This window comes from Cryobacterium sp. AP27 (assembly GCF_056680495.1).
Window position 1 is genome coordinate 603185 of record NZ_CM155285.1, and the last position, 15910, is coordinate 619094.

Genomic DNA, 15910 nt, shown 5'->3' on the forward strand with positions numbered 1-15910 from the left:
CACAGAGAAATGAAGAATTAGGGTGTACGCCCGGCGCGGGCCGCGGCGGGCACTGTCGGCGGCCACCGGTACCGTGGGAAACATGAAGATTCTGCACACCTCCGACTGGCACATCGGCCGAACCTTTCATACTCATTCCACCCTCGATCACCTCACCACCGTGCTGTCGGCCCTCGTCGCGGTGGTGCGCGACCGAGGAATCGACGTGGTGGCCGTCGCGGGGGACATTTTCGACAACGCCATGCCCTCCAAAGAGAGCTATGCCGTGCTCACGGGAGTGCTCCGCGACATCAAGGAGGCCGGGGCCGCGGTCGTGATGACCAGCGGAAACCACGATTCCGCCGCTCGCCTGGGCTTCCAATCGGAGTGGGCCGGACTGGCCGGCATCCACGTTGTCACGCGCCACGACGAATACCTCTCGCCGGTGACCATTCACGACGACACTGGGCCCGTGCACTTCTACGGCATTCCGTATCTCGAACCGGCGCTCATTCGGCACGTGTACCCCGACGTCGAACTGCGAACCCACGAGCAGACGCTCCGCTTCGCGATGGACCGGATCCGGCTGGACCTGCAGGCCAGGGGAGGGCGCAGCGTTGTGCTGTCGCACTGCTTCGTGGCGGGGGTCGCGGCCGCGGCGGAGGCGAGCACGGTGGAGCGGGATATCACGGTGGGCGGACTCGATGTCGTGCCGCTCGAGGTGTTCGACGGTCCGAGCTACGTGGCCCTTGGTCATATTCACGGCCGGGCACGGCTCAGCGATCGGGTGCGGTATTCCGGTGCGCCCCTGCACTATTCCTTCGCCGAGGCCGCCAAGCCCCGGGGCGCCTGGCTCGTCGAACTGTCAGGTGCGGAGAACACCGGAGACGAGGCGCAGTCGACGGTCGAGTGGATCGATCTCCCCGTCCCACGCCGGCTCACCATCCTTGAGGGCACGCTGCAGGAGTTGCTCACCGACGAGCAGTACACGCCGAGGCAGTCGGACTGGGTGAAGACCATTCTCACCGATCAGGTACGCCCCCTCGATGCCATGCGCAGCCTGCAGGAACGCTTTCCGCACTGCATCACTCTCGAGCACCGACCGGTCCTGATGGAAACGACCGAGCACGCGAGCTACGCCGAACGGTTACGCTCGGCACCCACCGACACCGACATCGTCGCGGGCTTTCTGTCCTTCGTGCGCAACGGGGTGGGCCCCAGCGACTTCGAAAGCGCGTTGATTGCCGAGCTCCTCGCCGAACAGGGCGCCCGAGAGGCCAACTCATGAAAATCAAAAGGCTCAGGCTCGCCGGCTTCGGCCCGTTCAAGACCGAGCAGAGCGTGGACTTCGAGGCCTTCGACTCCGACGGGATCTTCCTGATCACGGGCAAGACCGGCGCCGGCAAGTCCAGCATTCTCGACGCGATCTGCTTTGCGCTCTACGGCCAGGTTCCCCGCTTCTCCGGCAGTGAACAGCAACTGCGCAGCGATCATTGTGCGGCGGCCGACCCCACCTACGTGGAGCTCGACTTCGCCATCAACGACACCGACTATCGACTGCTGCGCAGCCCCCAGTATGAACGGGCCAAGAAGAACGGCTCCGGAATGACCACTGCCGCGCCCACGGCGGTGCTGCAGGTCAGGGACCGTGACGGGTGGCGGGGAATCGCCGCCAAGCCGGGGGCGGTCGGCGTGGAGCTGGCCACCATTCTTCCGCTCAAGCAGGACCAGTTCCTGCAGGTGATCCTGCTCGCGCAGAACCGATTCCAGCGCTTTCTGCTCGCCAAAACCGAGGAGCGCCGCGAGGTGCTGCGCACCCTGTGCGGTTCCAGCCGGTTCGCGCAGCTCGAGACGGCACTTATCCTCAGGCGCAAGGGCCTCGACGACGAGTTGGGAGCGGTGCAACGCGCCATCACGGAGCACGCCGCGGCCGCCGCGCACCAGCTGCGGCTGACTCACGACGTGAGCACTCCCGATCTTGCCTGGTTCACCACGGCCCACTCCGGGCTTCGCGAAGAACTGGACCAGGCCGCGGCCGACGTCGAGGGCTTAACTCAGGCGCTCACCCGCGCGGCGAGAGATGAGCACGACGCCGCCGAGACTGCTCGCCGTCAGGAGCGACGAGCCGCGGCGGCAGAGAAGCTCCGGAGTCTTGACGAACAGCATGGTCAGGTGACGCAGCGTCGAGCCGAGCTGACCCGAGCCGTGCGGGCCGCCCGAGTGTGGCCGCAGCTGCGCAGCCTCCGGGCGGCCGACACCGATTCCGCCGCCGCGCTCGCGGGCGAAACGGATGCGCGTGCTCGCTGGCTGGAGCTCCGTCGGTCGACGGGCGAGCACGGGATCGCTTTGGGCGCCGACGGGTCTGGGGCCGCTGAAAGCGTGATCCTGCAGACGTCGATTGACCACCTGCTGGGGCGCTTGGGGGCGCTCGGTGCCGCGCTGCTCGACGAGGAGCAACTCCCCGGGCTCGACAGTGAGGTCGGCGCCCTGGCCGTGTCGCTCGCACACAGCACAACCGCCCTCGCGAACGCCCAGGCGCGCCTGGATCTGCTCCCGGCGAAGATCGAGCAGCTGGCCGCAGACCACTCGATGGTCGCCGTGGCCGCGGCCGGCGAGACGGAAGCCGCTGCGGACCGCACCCGTGTTCGCGCGGCGCTCCAGGCGGCAGAAGACGTCGTCGCATGCGAGCTCGCGGCGGAGCGCGCAAATGACGACCTCCTGGATCGCAGCCGAGAGAATGCCGCCGCCGCGCTCGCCTACGAGTCTCTCCTGACCCGTCGCTTCGCCGGCCATGCCCAGGAACTGGCCGGTCAGCTTCTCGACGGGGCGCCGTGCTCGGTCTGTGGTTCACCGGAACATCCCCAGCCGGCGACGGCCCCAACGGAGCCCGTGACGGAAACCGATCTCGAACTCTCCCGCATGGTGATGCGGAAGCGCCAGGAATCTCTGAGCGCGGCCCAGGAGATCGTCAACGCCGCCGCCGTACGGCTCGCTCAACTGAAGGGCCTTGCCTCCAACCGCGGCGCGACGGAACTGCGGCTCGAGGCCGAACGTGCGGACGAGGGACTCCGCGCCATCCGCGGTGCCTCAGCGCAACTGGGGCACCTGGAGGTCGAACTCGCGCAGCATCGGGAGGAACTCGCGAGCGAGCAGGCCGGGCTCGTCGCAATCCGCGCCACACGAGACACCATGGCCACAAAGCACGGCGAACGGAGCGCGAATCGAGATGTTCTTCGGGCGCGGGTGGTGGCGCACCACGACGGTTTTGCCAGCATCGGCGCGCAAATGAATGACCTCCAACGGGAGCTCGATGCCGCTCGCGCGCTGCACGATGCACTCGCGCTGACCCGGGAGCGACACACCAACCGCGATGCCGCGCTCTGGGCCCTCCGTTCCGAGATCGACCGGGAGGGGTTCGCCGACGAAGCCGATGTCGTTGACGCGCGACTCGACGACGCCGGAATTCGCGCGGCCGAAGCGCATGTGCGTGACTTCGACGATGCGCTGGCTGCCGCGCGGGGGGCCTCCACCGACCCCGAACTCATGGGGCTGCCGAAAGTGCCCGTCGACCGGGAGTCCTTCACGCTGGCGCTGAGCCGGGCCAATGCCGCCCGCGACACCGCGTTCACGCTGCACAGTTCCCTCGCCGAACGTGTCGGACAGCTGGGTCGGCTCGTGGCCGAGGTCACAGCTCAATTCGCGACATCCGCCGATCTGATCAGTCGCCACGCCCAGGTGCGGCAACTGGCCGATGTCGTGCACGGCGATGAGCCGAACACCAAGCGAATCCGGCTGGAAACCTATGTGCTCGCGGCCGAACTCGAGCAGATCGTGGCCGCCGCCAACACTCGGCTGCGCACCATGACGAGCGGCCGTTACACACTCGAGCACGACGACTCCGCGGAATACCGGGGTGGGCAGTCCGGTCTGGGGCTGGCCATTCGCGACGAGCACACCGGACGGGCGCGCGCCACTCACTCGCTCTCCGGCGGAGAGACGTTCCTGGCGTCGCTGTCGCTCGCCCTCGGGCTCGCGGAAGTTGTGACCGGCCAGGCCGGCGGAGTCAGCCTGGACACGCTGTTCGTTGACGAAGGCTTCGGCTCCCTGGATGCCGAAACGCTGGAAACGGCGATGGGCACCCTCGACGCGCTGCGTGCCGGCGGGCGAACCGTCGGTCTCATCAGCCACGTGGAATCGATGAAGGAACAGATACCGGCATCCCTGAACGTGCTGGTGACCGACGCCGGCCCCAGTGTCATTGCACAAACCAACCAGCGCTCGCTCTGAGGAATATTCATGAATATGACGGTAGGCCCTTGATCCGCGCGGTTTAGCGCAGTAGGTTTCAGGTGATGAGAGACAGGAAGGCCGACATACACGCCTAACGTGTCTTTCTCGGATCAGTCTGATGCCGCCCTACCGGCCAGACTGATCCCTGCTTTAAGCACCTCATCGTGCACCGACGGCCGCTGACGGTGCATTCAGGGCCGAATCACGCGTGAGGGGTGAATCGGGCCGCCAGACGGCCGGCAGCCAGCCCGCCCGCGGCCACGGCCGCGATGAATACCGCGATCCCCGCAATGTACGCGACCACCCCGAACCAGCCGGACGGCAGCGCGGGATCCAGAAACGGGTACGGGTACCAGCCCGTGAGACCGCCGCGGGCGAGGGTGAACACCAGCCACGCAACGGGGTACAGGAGCACGAACCCGAGGGCCCTCCAGTCCAGCGCTACGCGCCCGGGGGCGAAGAACCAATCGATCACGATGAAAATGGGCGCCCACACGTGCAGAGCCTCATTGGGCCAGGAGATGCCGGCATACCCCTCGGTCGCCACACCCCGCAGCAGTGCCGCGTAGACGACGCCCGTGACCACCATGTAGGAGAGAACCCCGAGGCGCACCGTGGTGAACGTCGTCGAATCCGTGCCGCGAACCAGCGCGGCCATGCCCGCAAGAAGCAAAACGACACCCGTCACGAGCGCTGAGATGATGGTGAAATAGCTGAAATACTCACCGGGAACGAAGGCGTTGTGGACCGTCTCATCGATCACCTGGGTCGCGACGGCGGCCAGCAGGAGCAGGCCCATCGAAAGCCGGAGCACGCCGCTCCCGCGCCGCATCGCGGTCGGTCCTTCGCGCTTCGGTTGTTGTTCCTGAGCCTGAACGGTTTCGGTCGACAATTGCGGGATCACCGAGCCAGCGTAACCCGGGCGCAAGCGAGCCGGTGTGGAGGAGCGGGGTCCCGTGGCATTGTCGGGGCACGAGCGACGGCCGGCAAGCGGGGTGCGTTGCCACCGGGAAAGGGCGCCATCGCCGCACGGGGCCGCTGGAGGGTGAATTCGCAGGGCGGGGGCCGAGAAGATGAATGCGAAACTCTGGAAACGAGCGTCGCCGGGGGAGCGACGCGAGTCTAGAAGGGATGTAGCAGGCGGTGCAGGAACTGCTGTGTTCGCTCGTTCTTCGGATTTCGCAGCAGTTCCTTCGGGTCGCCGCGTTCCACGATGTGCCCGCCGTCTACGAAGGCGACCTCGTGAGCGACCTCACGGGCGAATTCGAGTTCGTGCGTCACAATGACCATGGTCCAGCCCTCACCCGCGAGCTCCTTGATGAGACGGAGCACGTCGCCGACGAGCTCCGGATCCAGGGCGGAGGTGGGCTCGTCAAAGAGCAGAAGCTGGGGCCGCAGCGCGAGGGCACGAACGATTCCGACCCGCTGCTGTTGACCACCCGAAAGTTCAAAGGGGTAGCTGTCCCGCTTGTCCGTGAGCCCGACACGGGCCAGGAGTGCGAGAGCCTCATCTCGTGCCTCGGCGACGGGACGCCGTTGAACGACGACCGGTCCTTCCATCACGTTTTCCAGCACCGTCTTGTGCGGGAACAGGTTGTAATGTTGAAAGACCATCGCCGACCGGTCGCGGAGAGCGGTGAGCGCCTTCTTCGACGGCGTCGTGGCGAAGTCGAGAGCGAGCTCCCCGGCAACGTCGATGCTGCCGCCGTCGGCGAGTTCGAGCCCATTGAGGCAGCGCAGAATGGTGGTCTTGCCCGAACCCGACGGCCCGATCAGTGCCAGCACACGGCCGCGGTGCACCTCGAGGTCGATCGAGGACAACACGTGGTTCGTGCCGAAGCTTTTTTGCAGGCCGCGCACGGTCAGCAGCGCCGGAGGCGGTTCAACGGGCGACATAACGGTCCAATCGCTTTTCCAGGAAACCCTGGCCAGTGGAGAGCACAAGGCAGATGACCCAGTAGATGAGTGCGGCCTCCAGATACAGGAGCATGAATTCCTGGCTGAACGCGGCGACCTGCTGCGCCTCCCGGAACAGCTCGGTGACCAGAATCAGGGAGGCGAGGGAAGTGTCCTTCACGAGGCTGATGAACGTGTTGGAGAGTGGGGGCACCGACACGCGTGCGGCCTGCGGGAGGATGATGCGGGTCAGGGCACGGGCACGGGACATGCCGATCATGTATGCGGCCTCCCATTGCCCCTTCGGCACCGACAGGATCGCCGCTCGAATAACTTCGGCGGCGTAGCCGCCCACGTTGATGGAGAAGGCGACAACGGCGCTGGGCCACGGATCGATGAGCACGCCGACCGACGGAAGACCGTAGAAGATGACGAAAAGCTGTACCAGCAGCGGAGTCCCCCGCACCAGGGAGATGTAGACCCGGGCGATCCCGGAGACCCACAGTCGCGTCGAGAGGCGCATCAGGGCGAGGGCAAGGGCAAGCACCAACCCGATCGCGAAGGACATCAGGGCAAGTGGAATCGTTCCCCGAATCGCCCCGTCCAGCAGAGGAAGGAAGGAGCTGGCGAACAACTCCCAATTGGGCTGGATCATGGGGTCCGCTCCTGCAGGTAGGTCAGCGTTGGGGTTCGCAGCGCGAGGGCTGCGGGCGAGTTACTGGCTGACGTCCGCGCCGAAGTACTTGTCGGAGATCGTGGCCAGGGTTCCATTCTCCTGCAACGTGGCCAGCGCGGTGTCAATGGCGCTCGCGAGCGCCGTACCGCCCTGGGCGACTGCAAACGCGCTCTCCGAACGGTCGCTCGTCTCGGCGGCGATCTTCAGACCGTCTGCACCGCTCTGCTTCTTGTAATCGAGGAACGTGAGCTTGTCGTTGATCGTGGCATCCACCCGACCCTGCTCGACGAGCGCGACGGACTGCGCCCACCCTTCAACACCTTCAACGATGGCACCGCTCTCGGTTGCGAGAGTGTTCCAGTTGCTGGTGAGCGACTGGGCCGTCTTCTTACCCGACAGGCTCTCGAAGGAGGTGATGGAGGTGTTGTCGCTGGGGACCACGATCACGCCGGTCGAGTAGGTGTACGGCGTCGAGAACGTGTAGGCCTCCGTGCGTTCCGGCGTGATGGACACCTGGTTGGCGATCACGTCGAACCGGCCGGCGGTGAGGCCGGCGAAGATGGCGTCCCACTGGGTCTCCTCGAAGGCGACCGACACCCCGAGTTCGTCGGCGACGGCCGTGACGACCTCGACGTCGTAACCCGTGAGCTGCCCCGAACCGTCTTCATGGAACGAGAACGGGCGGTACGTTCCCTCGGTGCCCACGGTCAGCACGCCGGCGTCCTGCACGGCGCTGAGCGACGTGTCCGCGCCGGACTCGGAGGTCGCATCGCCGCCCGATGCGGCGCAACCGGTGAGCGTAAGGGCGACCGCTGTGAGGAGTGCCGCAGTGGGGAGCGTGAGCTTCATAAGTACTGGCCTTCGGGAATCAAGGGGTGTGCTGAGCCGCAATGGCGGCATCCGTAGCGTAACAAGCGACCGGGAGCGTGAAATATTCCGGTTACCTTGTGTGGCGGCGAAACGGACGCGCCCGGCTACGAACGCAGGGCGAGGGTGAACGGCAGCACCGCGGAGGCCCCCGCTCGCCGCAACCGGCGGCCCGCCACCGTCAACGTCCAGCGGCTGTCGGCGACATCATCGACCAACAGAATCGGACGGCCGGCAAACGGCTCGAGCGCCGCCGCCAGGTCCGGACCCACCACGAAACGGTCCCACACGTTGGACAGCCGATACGCGCTGTTGCCGCCGGGCGTTCCGGTCGGGCCGCCGTTGGCCACGTCCAGTCGGCCCAACCACGGCAACCGGCCCACCTCAGACAACGTGCGCGCGACCGAATCAATGAGCAGGGGCCGCCGCCGGGACGGCATGCTCACCACGGCAACGGGGCGTTCCTGCCAGTTCCACTCGGCGAGCACCCGGATGCATGCGGCCGTCATTGCGGTCGTCGCCGGGGCATCCGCACCGGTGCCTTCGAAGATCTCGCGGAGGGCGCCGCCCCAACCGAGGTCGGTGAGGCGCGCGAGCGCCCGGCCTTCCGACAAACGCTCACCGACAGCGATCTTGCCGGAGGCCGTGACGCCGAGGCTCGCCATTCCCGTGGGCCACTGGGCACGGGCGTCGAGGGTGACGCCAACGCGGTCGAGGGACGCCGCCGCGGTGCTCGCCGCTTCCTCGCGCACATCCAGCGGATACCACGGTGCGGCGCAGTTGTCGCAGCGCCCGCAGGGCACCGCGGTGACATCGTCGAGTGCGCGCTGCAAGAACTCCATGCGGCAACCCGTCGTGCTTTCGAATTCGAGCATGGCGCGTTGCTCGGTGAGCCGCGCGGCGGCGATGCGCTCGTACCGATCCCGGTCGTACACCCACGGTTCGCCCGTCGCCACCCAGCCGCCCTTCACGCGGCGCACGGCACCGTCGACATCGAGCACCTTGAGCAGCAGTTCCAGCGGAGTGCGACGCAGATCGACGCGCGCCTCAAGCGCCGGCGTCGAGAGAGGGGACGGGCCGTTCTCGACGAGGGCGCCGAGCACGGCTTCCGCCTTCGCCTGGTTGGGCATCGATGCGGTGGCGAAGTAGTGCCAGATGGCTTCGTCTTCGGTGCCGGGCAGCAGCAGAACGTCGGCGTTTGCTGTGGCACGGCCCGCACGGCCCACCTGCTGGTAGTACGCGACCGGCGACGACGGCGCCCCGAGGTGCAGCACGAACCCGAGGTCCGGCTTGTCAAAACCCATACCGAGGGCGCTCGTGGCGACGAGGGCCTTGACCTCGTTGTTTTTGAGCAGTCCCTCCGACTCCTCCCGCTCCATGGTGTCCGTCTGGCCGGTGTACGAGCGCACCACATGGCCGGCGTCCCGCAGCAACCGGGCGGTGTCTTCGGCCGCGGAGACCGTGAGGGTGTAAATGATGCCGCTACCGGGAAGTTCGCCGAGGTGGCTTAGTAGCCAGGCCAACCGGGCCCGGGAATCCGGCAGCCGCAGCACCCCGAGGCGCAACGAGGTGCGGGCGAGCGGCCCACGAATGGTGACCACCGGGCTGACAGCAGAGCCGGGAGCCAGGCCGGTGGTCGCCTGGGCAATCTGCTCCGCGACGTCCGTCACCACCCTGCTGTTGGCGGTGGCCGTCGTGGCGAGCACAGGAACACCGACCGGCATTTGGGCAATGAGATCGCGCAGACGCCGGTAATCGGGACGAAAGTCGTGGCCCCAGTCGGAAATGCAGTGCGCTTCGTCGACCACAAGCAGGCCGACCCGCGCAATCAACGCCGGGAGTTGTTCGTCACGGAACGACGGATTGTTCAACCGTTCCGGAGACACGAGGAGCACATCCACCTCGTCGCGCTGCAGCTTCTGCAGCACCTCGCCCCACTCGTGGGCGTTCGAGGAATTGATCGACACCGCGCGAACACCGGCGCGGGCGGCCGCGGCGACCTGATCGCGCATAAGCGCGAGCAACGGGGAGACCAGAATGGTCGGCCCTGCTCCCTGCCGGCGCAGCAGCAGGGTGGCGACGAAGTACACGGCCGACTTGCCCCAACCGGTGCGCTGCACCACCAAGGCTCGGCGCCGCTGATCGACGAGGGTCTCGATGGCCTCGTACTGGCCCTCATGAAAATCCGCGTCGGACCGCCCCACGAGGGTGCGAAGAATTTCGAGAGCGGATGCCCGGGTATCAGTCATGTCTCAAGCGTGTCAGACCCGCCCGACAGTGGGAGACACCGGTCAGCGTGCCTCAAGGCGGGTGGCGACGTCGGCGGGGAAGCCTCCCGTCGCGATCGGGCCCCACCGAGTGGGCGTCACCCGGATGAGCGACTTGTCCTGCAGCGCCATGGCCGCGCGGAATTCGTCCCAGTCGGAATGCTCGCCGGCGATGCACCGAAAATAGTCGACAAGTCCGTCGGCGGCCTCCGGCATGTGCAGTACCTCGGCGTCACCGTCGATCTGTACCCACGCGCCGTCCCAGTCGTTTGACAACACGACGACGGAGGCACGCGCGTCCCGCTCGGCGTTGCGGGTCTTTGCGCGGCCCGGATAGGTGGCGATCACGATGCGGCCCGCAGCGTCGACACCGCCGGACACCGGGGAAATCTGCGGTCGGCCGTCCCTGCGCGTGGTCGCGAGCAGCATGTGATGCCGGGGGCGCACCCAATCAAGGAGGTCGTCCAGTTCAGCGACGGTATTGGTTGCAATGCTTCGAGCCATACTTCCAAGGCTACGCGACATCTTTCGCTCGCACCGGCGCAGGGACCAACGGTTGGGGTGGGCGTGGCTAGGCTCAAAGTATGAACGTCATTCAGCAATTCGAGCCGCGAATGCACGCAGACTCCGTGCCGGGTTTTCGGCGGCTCATCGCGCAGGCTCGGGTGAGTGACACCGTCCTGCTCAACCCGCGAGCGATGACGCGCATGGTGGAGCAGATCAACTGGATGCTGCGACGCGTCGGCGACGACGGCATCCGCCTGACGAAGGCCGGGCACTTGCCGCCCGCAGTGGTGATCGAAGCCACCACCGAGCTGGACTTTGGATGGCCCGTCAGCGTGAACCGGGAAAGTCACATCAGCCCACTGCTGGAAATGCGCCTGCACATGCGCAATGTCGGCCTGCTCCGGCTCAGCAACGGAACTCTGCGGCGCACGGTCAGGGGCCGCAGGCTCACGGACTCGCCGCGTACGCTCTGGTGGCATCTCGCGGCGACGGTGCACAAGAGCCGGGTCCCTGAAGTGAGCGACGCGACGCGTCTGCTCCTGCTCTTCGTCGCGACACGCACCCTCGTCCAGTCCGCCGAATACCTCGTGGCGGTGGCCCGCGGCATGGAAACCATCGGCTGGGCGGAACCGACCGGCGACCGGGTCACCACCTCACGCGTGCACCGCCTCCTGATGGAGAAATGGCGGCTGCTCAACCGGCTCGGCGTCTTCGAGCCGAGCGCGGACTGGTTCGGCGACTCGTGGACACCGAGCGTGGGCGGCGCCGCTTTCGCCCGGGCCGCACTGCAGACGGAGGCGCCGGCACGCGGCTGAACCGACGCTAGCTCGCGATGGTGTTTTCGAGCAGCGGGGCCAGCACGGTGAGAGCCGCCGCCGTCTTGACGAAGGCCACGACCCCGGCCAACGCCCAGATGGCAACCCACGTCCAGATCGGAGCCAGGCTTCCGCCGACGCGTCGGCGCACGATGACCGTGCGACCGATGATGTAGATGCCCCCCGTGAGGAATGTCCACGCCCAGTGGAAGGGCCGGGGCACACCGAGCCGGGACAGGCCGCGGTAGTCCAGGAGGGCCAACACAATCGTGGCCGCATAGACGACGAAACCAAGGAACTGCAGCAGCGCGTACCCGGGGCTCATGACCGGGCCCGTCGCCGACAGGGATGCCCGTACATAGGCCGTCAGGTCGAACTGCGCCGTTCCGATGACGGAGACGAGAGGGAGCAGAACGATGCCCCAGAGGAGTCTGTTCTTGACCGCCGTGCCCAGACCGGGCACGAGCGGGGGAGTCGTGCCATAGACGGCGAGCGAAGGGTCATACCGATCCTCGGTCCATTGGGTTCCGTTCCAGAAACGTTGCACCGGCGCGCCGGACGGATCCGGGTACCACCCCTTCTGTTGCGCTGTGTTGCCGTTCAAATCCGTCATCGGGGGCCCTCTCATCACCGGCGCGAGTCACCGATACGATTCCGGCCAGTCTAGGACCGCGGACCAGGGGTGGTTGGATGGACAGATGGACGCCACCCCCGCTTACATCGACGACTTCGCTCGCTTCATCACCGCTTCGCCGTCGTCGTACCACGCGGCGGCCGAGGCGGCGCGACGCCTGGAGGGCGCAGGTTTCACGCGGCTGAGTGAATCCGACGCCTGGTCCGGAACGGCTGGCGGCCGCTTCGTGCTGCGCGACGGCGCGATCATCGCCTGGGTGCAACCCGTGGGTGCGCTGCCGACAACCCCGTTCCGGGTGCTCGGCGCCCACACCGATTCTCCCGGGTTCAAGCTCAAACCCAAACCGACGATCGGCTCTCACGGGTGGCTTCAGGCCGGTGTCGAGGTGTACGGCGGCCCGCTGCTCAACTCGTGGCTCGACCGCGAACTGGAACTTGCCGGCCGCCTCGTCACCACGGCCGGTACCGAGCATCTCGTGCGCACCGGCGCCTTCCTGCGGATCCCGCAGCTCGCCGTGCACCTCGACCGTGAGGTGAACAACGGCCTCGTGCTCGACCGACAGCGTCACATGACGCCGATCTTCGGAGTGGGAGAGCTGGCCGATTCCGACCTCGTGGCGCACCTCGCTGCGCTCGCCGGGATTCCGGCCGCCGATGTCGCCGGGTATGACATCCTCACGGCCGACACGCAGGCCCCTGCGGTGTTCGGCCAGGACGGTTCGCTCTTCGCTGCGGGGCGAATGGACAACCTCTCCTCGGTGCACGCCGGCCTGCGCGCCCTCATCGAGGCGGCGGCCGACCCCGTCGACGGGTCCATCACTGTGCTCGCCGCCTTCGATCACGAGGAACTCGGCTCCATGTCCCGGTCGGGTGCGAGCGGGCCTCTGCTCGACGACGTCCTCACCCGAATCGCGTCGGGTCTCGGCGCATCCGTTTCCGAACGGTTGCAGGCCTACGCCGAGTCGTGGTGCCTCTCGGCCGACACGGGCCACGCCGTGCACCCCAACTACCCCGAACGGCATGACCCGGCCAACACGCCCATCGTCGGCGGCGGTCCGCTGCTCAAAGTCAACGCGAACCAACGCTACGCAACGGATGCGGTCGGTGCTGCCCTGTGGGCGCGCACCTGCGCGCAGGCCGGCGTCGAGTACCAGGAGTTCGTATCGAGCAACACCGTGCCGTGCGGCTCGACCATCGGCCCGCTCACCGCCACCCGCCTCGGGATTCGCACCGTCGACGTGGGCGTTCCGCTCCTGTCGATGCACTCGGCCCGGGAATTGTGCCACGTGAACGATCCGGCCGCGCTCTCGCTGGCGATCGGCGCCTTCTTCGCTCCCGAGCACTGACCCGGGTAACGTGTGGCCCAATGCGCCCCGGCTATAGACAGTAAGATTATCGGATAGTTACACTATCCATATGAAGATGGCCAAGTTGAGCGCGGCGAGTGGCATTCCGGTCGCCACCGTGAAATTCTACCTGCGCGAAGGCCTGCTGCCCGCGGGGGAGCGGCGCGGCCCGAACCAGGCCGACTATGGCGACGAGCACCTGCGCCGGCTGCGGCTCATCCGCAGTCTTATCGACGTCGGGGGGCTCGCGGTCGCCGACGCCCGCCGGGTGCTCGACGCCATCGATTCCGACCTGCCGCTGCCAGAGACCTTTGACCTCGCGCAGCGCTCGGTCTCGGAGCACATCGATCCCGCGATGCTCACAGCGCGGGCCCTCGACCGGATCGACACGGTTACCGACGGATGGTGTGTCTCGCCCCTCAACCCGGGTCGCCTCGCCGCCGCGCGGGTGCTGGAGTCTTTGCAGGCCGTGGAGCACCTCGACCGACACGGCTGGGTGGAACGCTATGCGGCCGCCGCGCTGCTGGTCGCCGAGGCAGACCTCGACGAGATCGCCGCCCTGCCCGACCGTGCCAGCCAGGCCGAAACCGTGGTCGTGGGCACCGTGCTCGGCGACGCCCTGTTCTCGGGCCTGCGCCGTGCCGCCCAAGAACACGTCTCCGCGCTGCGTTTTACCGCGATGGCGCCGGCGCTTCCCGCAGTCCCCGCCGCACCTGGAACATCGCCCTCCCGCACCTCAAACTCGTGACCGAAGGAGTCACCATGTCAGTCCCGTCTACCCGCACCGTTACACCCACCCCGGCCGGCGCCGTACTCAGGCGCATCAGCTGGCACCGCCCTCTGCTCTGGCTCGGCGCCGCCATGGCCCTCCTGGCCGTGGTCTGCCTCATCGGCCTCCTGATAGACCCGCGCCAGGTCACCGACCTGCCGGTCTGGGCCAAACCGCTCAAATTCGCGCTGTCGATCGTGATTTACACCCTGACCCTGTCGTGGCTGGTCGGCCTTCTGCAACGCGGCCGCCGCCTCGCGTGGTGGGCCGGCACGATCAGCGCCGTGCTGCTTTTCGTCGAAATGCTCGTCATCGTCGGCGCTGCCGCAACCGGCACCACCAGCCACTTCAACGTGTCGACCCCGCTGGCAACCACCCTCTGGTCGATCATGGCCGTTTCGATCGTTATCGTCTGGGTCGCCGCGATGCTCATCGGCGTGCTGCTGTTCCGCGCCGACCTGGGCGACCCCGCGCGCACCCTCGCCATCCGTTCGGGTGTCCTCATCGCCGTGGTGGGCATGGGACTGGCGTTTCTGATGACCGGGCCCACGGCGAGCCAGCTCGACGATTTCCACGGCATGGCGGGCGCCCACACGGTAGGACTGGCCGACGGCGGACCCGGCCTGCCGGTGCTCGGATGGAGCACGGTGGCCGGCGACCTGCGCATTCCGCACTTCGTCGGCATGCATGCCCTGCAACTCATCCCGCTCGCGGCCCTGCTGCTTGAGGCGGGCATGCGCCGGATTCCCCGGCTGCGCTCCGCGGTCGTGCGCGCCCAGATCCTGGGGATCGTCGTCGTCCTGTATGCCGGGGTTGTGGTGGTGCTCACCGTGCAGGCCCTCGCCGGCCAGTCGATCGTGCGGCCCGGCTCGCTGACGGTGGGTGTCTCGGTCGCGCTGTATGCCAGTGCCGCGGCATCAATCGTGCTCGTGCTCGTGCGCAGCCGCGGCGTCGAGGCGGGCGATGCGCGCCCGGGCGGCGTCCTCCGACGAGGACGAGGCGCCGAGCAGGGAGCGCACGAGACCGAGCACCACGCCGGTTGCCCAGATCACCGGCAGCCGTGACCGCTTCAGCCCGAGCATCTCCCGGTATTCCACCGGCAGTGAGGCCACAGCCCCTGCGAACATGATGCGGTAGAACGGCAGCATGGAGGGCCGCAACGGGGGGTGGCGAATGAAGCGCACCGCCTCGGCCACCCGCTCGTCGCTCTTGAGTGTTCCAGCGGCGCGAAAGGCCTCGAGTCGACCGCGCAGCTCGCTCTCCGAGAGCGGCGGATCGATGACCCCCACGAGTTCGCCGGCCTTCGACCACTCGCGCACATACTGGTCGGCGCCACCGGGTATGGGGCCGCCCCACATCGTTTCGGTCGCGAGGAAGGCATCCGTGAAAACCACGTGAACCCACGACAGCAGCTCGGGGTCAACCGCGCGGTAGGGGCGTTCCACCTCCTGCGCGTCGAGATACGTGCCGGCGACGCGGTCGTGAAAGTGGGCCACCCGGCCTGACTCGCGCACGGCCTGCTCCGTTCCGGCGAAGGTCACGGTCAACAGCCATTGAATCGTGCCTGAGAGCCTGCCGAGCGGGTCTTCTTTGTAGCGAGACCAGTCGTGCACGCCCGCCATCGCTCCCGGATGCAGGGTCTGCATGAGCAGGGCGCGGATGCCCGCCACCATCGTGGCCATGCCGCCGTGCACCGCCCAGGATGCCGAGCCCGGGCCGAAGAAGCCAATGTCGTCGCCGAGTTCCATCTTCTCGACCCACGCGGGTCGGCCATGGTCATTGCCGGACAAGGTGGTCAACAACCGTGCACGCCACGTGTCCGCAAACCTGCTCATGAGCAGACCCTAACCCGCGCCGGCTGGAAG

The 15910-nt window shown here is 67.3% G+C and carries 13 protein-coding genes; 5 read left to right on the forward strand and 8 right to left on the reverse strand.

Features of this window, described 5'->3' with window-relative positions; all coding sequences use genetic code 11:
• Positions 1-82 precede the first annotated feature (82 nt).
• Together AC1MB9_RS02815 and AC1MB9_RS02820 are read left to right on the forward strand one after the other, a co-directional pair.
• The gene (locus AC1MB9_RS02815) at positions 83-1267 is read left to right on the forward strand and encodes an exonuclease SbcCD subunit D (RefSeq protein WP_479963530.1); all 1185 of its coding nucleotides are present in this window, start codon (positions 83-85) and stop codon (positions 1265-1267) included.
• Positions 1264-4266, forward strand: coding sequence for an AAA family ATPase (locus tag AC1MB9_RS02820; RefSeq protein ID WP_479963531.1), 3003 nt, complete (start codon positions 1264-1266; stop codon positions 4264-4266). Before AC1MB9_RS02815 ends, AC1MB9_RS02820 begins: the two co-directional genes overlap by 4 nt.
• 205 nt (positions 4267-4471) lie before the next feature.
• On the opposite strand, the gene AC1MB9_RS02825 is transcribed toward AC1MB9_RS02820, so the two are convergent.
• The 6 genes from AC1MB9_RS02825 to AC1MB9_RS02850 all read right to left on the reverse strand — a co-directional run bounded on the left by AC1MB9_RS02825 (position 4472) and on the right by AC1MB9_RS02850 (position 10479).
• Positions 4472-5173, reverse strand: coding sequence for a Pr6Pr family membrane protein (locus AC1MB9_RS02825; protein WP_479963532.1), 702 nt, complete (start codon positions 5171-5173; stop codon positions 4472-4474).
• 218 nt (positions 5174-5391) lie between these two features.
• A complete protein-coding gene (locus tag AC1MB9_RS02830; protein WP_479963533.1) occupies positions 5392-6165 on the reverse strand; it encodes an amino acid ABC transporter ATP-binding protein in 774 nt (257 codons plus the stop codon).
• Positions 6152-6820, reverse strand: a complete 669-nt coding sequence (locus AC1MB9_RS02835) for an amino acid ABC transporter permease (protein ID WP_479963534.1) — start codon at positions 6818-6820, stop codon at positions 6152-6154. The genes AC1MB9_RS02830 and AC1MB9_RS02835 overlap by 14 nt, the downstream gene beginning before the upstream one ends.
• 60 nt (positions 6821-6880) lie before the next feature.
• The gene (locus AC1MB9_RS02840) at positions 6881-7690 is read right to left on the reverse strand and encodes an amino acid ABC transporter substrate-binding protein (protein WP_479963535.1); all 810 of its coding nucleotides are present in this window, start codon (positions 7688-7690) and stop codon (positions 6881-6883) included.
• Between the two features lie 125 nt (positions 7691-7815).
• The gene (locus AC1MB9_RS02845; protein ID WP_479963536.1) at positions 7816-9957 is read right to left on the reverse strand and encodes a DEAD/DEAH box helicase; all 2142 of its coding nucleotides are present in this window, start codon (positions 9955-9957) and stop codon (positions 7816-7818) included.
• A gap of 42 nt (positions 9958-9999) precedes the next feature.
• Positions 10000-10479 (reverse strand): PPOX class F420-dependent oxidoreductase, encoded by a 480-nt coding sequence (locus AC1MB9_RS02850; protein WP_479963537.1) that lies wholly within the window; start codon positions 10477-10479, stop codon positions 10000-10002.
• An 80-nt stretch (positions 10480-10559) separates the two neighbouring features.
• Between AC1MB9_RS02850 and AC1MB9_RS02855 the strand changes: the two genes are divergently transcribed.
• On the forward strand, positions 10560-11297 hold the full coding sequence (locus tag AC1MB9_RS02855) for a hypothetical protein (RefSeq protein WP_479963538.1): 738 nt from the start codon (positions 10560-10562) through the stop codon (positions 11295-11297).
• 7 nt (positions 11298-11304) lie between these two features.
• On the opposite strand, the gene AC1MB9_RS02860 is transcribed toward AC1MB9_RS02855, so the two are convergent.
• A complete protein-coding gene (locus AC1MB9_RS02860; protein ID WP_479963539.1) occupies positions 11305-11910 on the reverse strand; it encodes a DUF2510 domain-containing protein in 606 nt (201 codons plus the stop codon).
• A gap of 85 nt (positions 11911-11995) precedes the next feature.
• Between AC1MB9_RS02860 and AC1MB9_RS02865 the strand changes: the two genes are divergently transcribed.
• Together AC1MB9_RS02865 and AC1MB9_RS02870 are read left to right on the forward strand one after the other, a co-directional pair.
• Positions 11996-13276 carry a M18 family aminopeptidase gene (locus AC1MB9_RS02865; protein ID WP_479963540.1) on the forward strand — a complete coding sequence of 427 codons (1281 nt, stop codon included), beginning with the start codon at positions 11996-11998 and terminating at the stop codon, positions 13274-13276.
• Positions 13277-13346: 70 nt separating this feature from the next.
• Complete coding sequence (locus tag AC1MB9_RS02870) at positions 13347-14024, forward strand: MerR family transcriptional regulator (RefSeq protein WP_479963541.1); 678 nt, start codon at positions 13347-13349, stop codon at positions 14022-14024.
• 938 nt (positions 14025-14962) lie between these two features.
• Here the strand turns inward: AC1MB9_RS02870 and AC1MB9_RS02875 are convergent.
• The gene (locus tag AC1MB9_RS02875) at positions 14963-15880 is read right to left on the reverse strand and encodes an oxygenase MpaB family protein (protein ID WP_479963542.1); all 918 of its coding nucleotides are present in this window, start codon (positions 15878-15880) and stop codon (positions 14963-14965) included.
• Positions 15881-15910 lie beyond the last annotated feature (30 nt).

Bases quoted from the DNA above. Each gene is read 5' to 3' on its own strand.
- AC1MB9_RS02815 (WP_479963530.1), top strand. From the start codon at position 83: ATGAAGATTCTGCACACCTCCGACTGGCACATCGGCCGAACCTTTCAT.
- AC1MB9_RS02820 (WP_479963531.1), top strand. From the start codon at position 1,264: ATGAAAATCAAAAGGCTCAGGCTCGCCGGCTTCGGCCCGTTCAAGACC.
- AC1MB9_RS02830 (WP_479963533.1), bottom strand. From the start codon at position 6,165: ATGTCGCCCGTTGAACCGCCTCCGGCGCTGCTGACCGTGCGCGGCCTG.
- AC1MB9_RS02835 (WP_479963534.1), bottom strand. From the start codon at position 6,820: ATGATCCAGCCCAATTGGGAGTTGTTCGCCAGCTCCTTCCTTCCTCTG.
- AC1MB9_RS02840 (WP_479963535.1), bottom strand. From the start codon at position 7,690: ATGAAGCTCACGCTCCCCACTGCGGCACTCCTCACAGCGGTCGCCCTT.
- AC1MB9_RS02845 (WP_479963536.1), bottom strand. From the start codon at position 9,957: ATGACTGATACCCGGGCATCCGCTCTCGAAATTCTTCGCACCCTCGTG.
- AC1MB9_RS02850 (WP_479963537.1), bottom strand. From the start codon at position 10,479: ATGGCTCGAAGCATTGCAACCAATACCGTCGCTGAACTGGACGACCTC.
- AC1MB9_RS02855 (WP_479963538.1), top strand. From the start codon at position 10,560: ATGAACGTCATTCAGCAATTCGAGCCGCGAATGCACGCAGACTCCGTG.
- AC1MB9_RS02860 (WP_479963539.1), bottom strand. From the start codon at position 11,910: ATGACGGATTTGAACGGCAACACAGCGCAACAGAAGGGGTGGTACCCG.
- AC1MB9_RS02865 (WP_479963540.1), top strand. From the start codon at position 11,996: ATGGACGCCACCCCCGCTTACATCGACGACTTCGCTCGCTTCATCACC.
- AC1MB9_RS02870 (WP_479963541.1), top strand. From the start codon at position 13,347: ATGAAGATGGCCAAGTTGAGCGCGGCGAGTGGCATTCCGGTCGCCACC.
- AC1MB9_RS02875 (WP_479963542.1), bottom strand. From the start codon at position 15,880: ATGAGCAGGTTTGCGGACACGTGGCGTGCACGGTTGTTGACCACCTTG.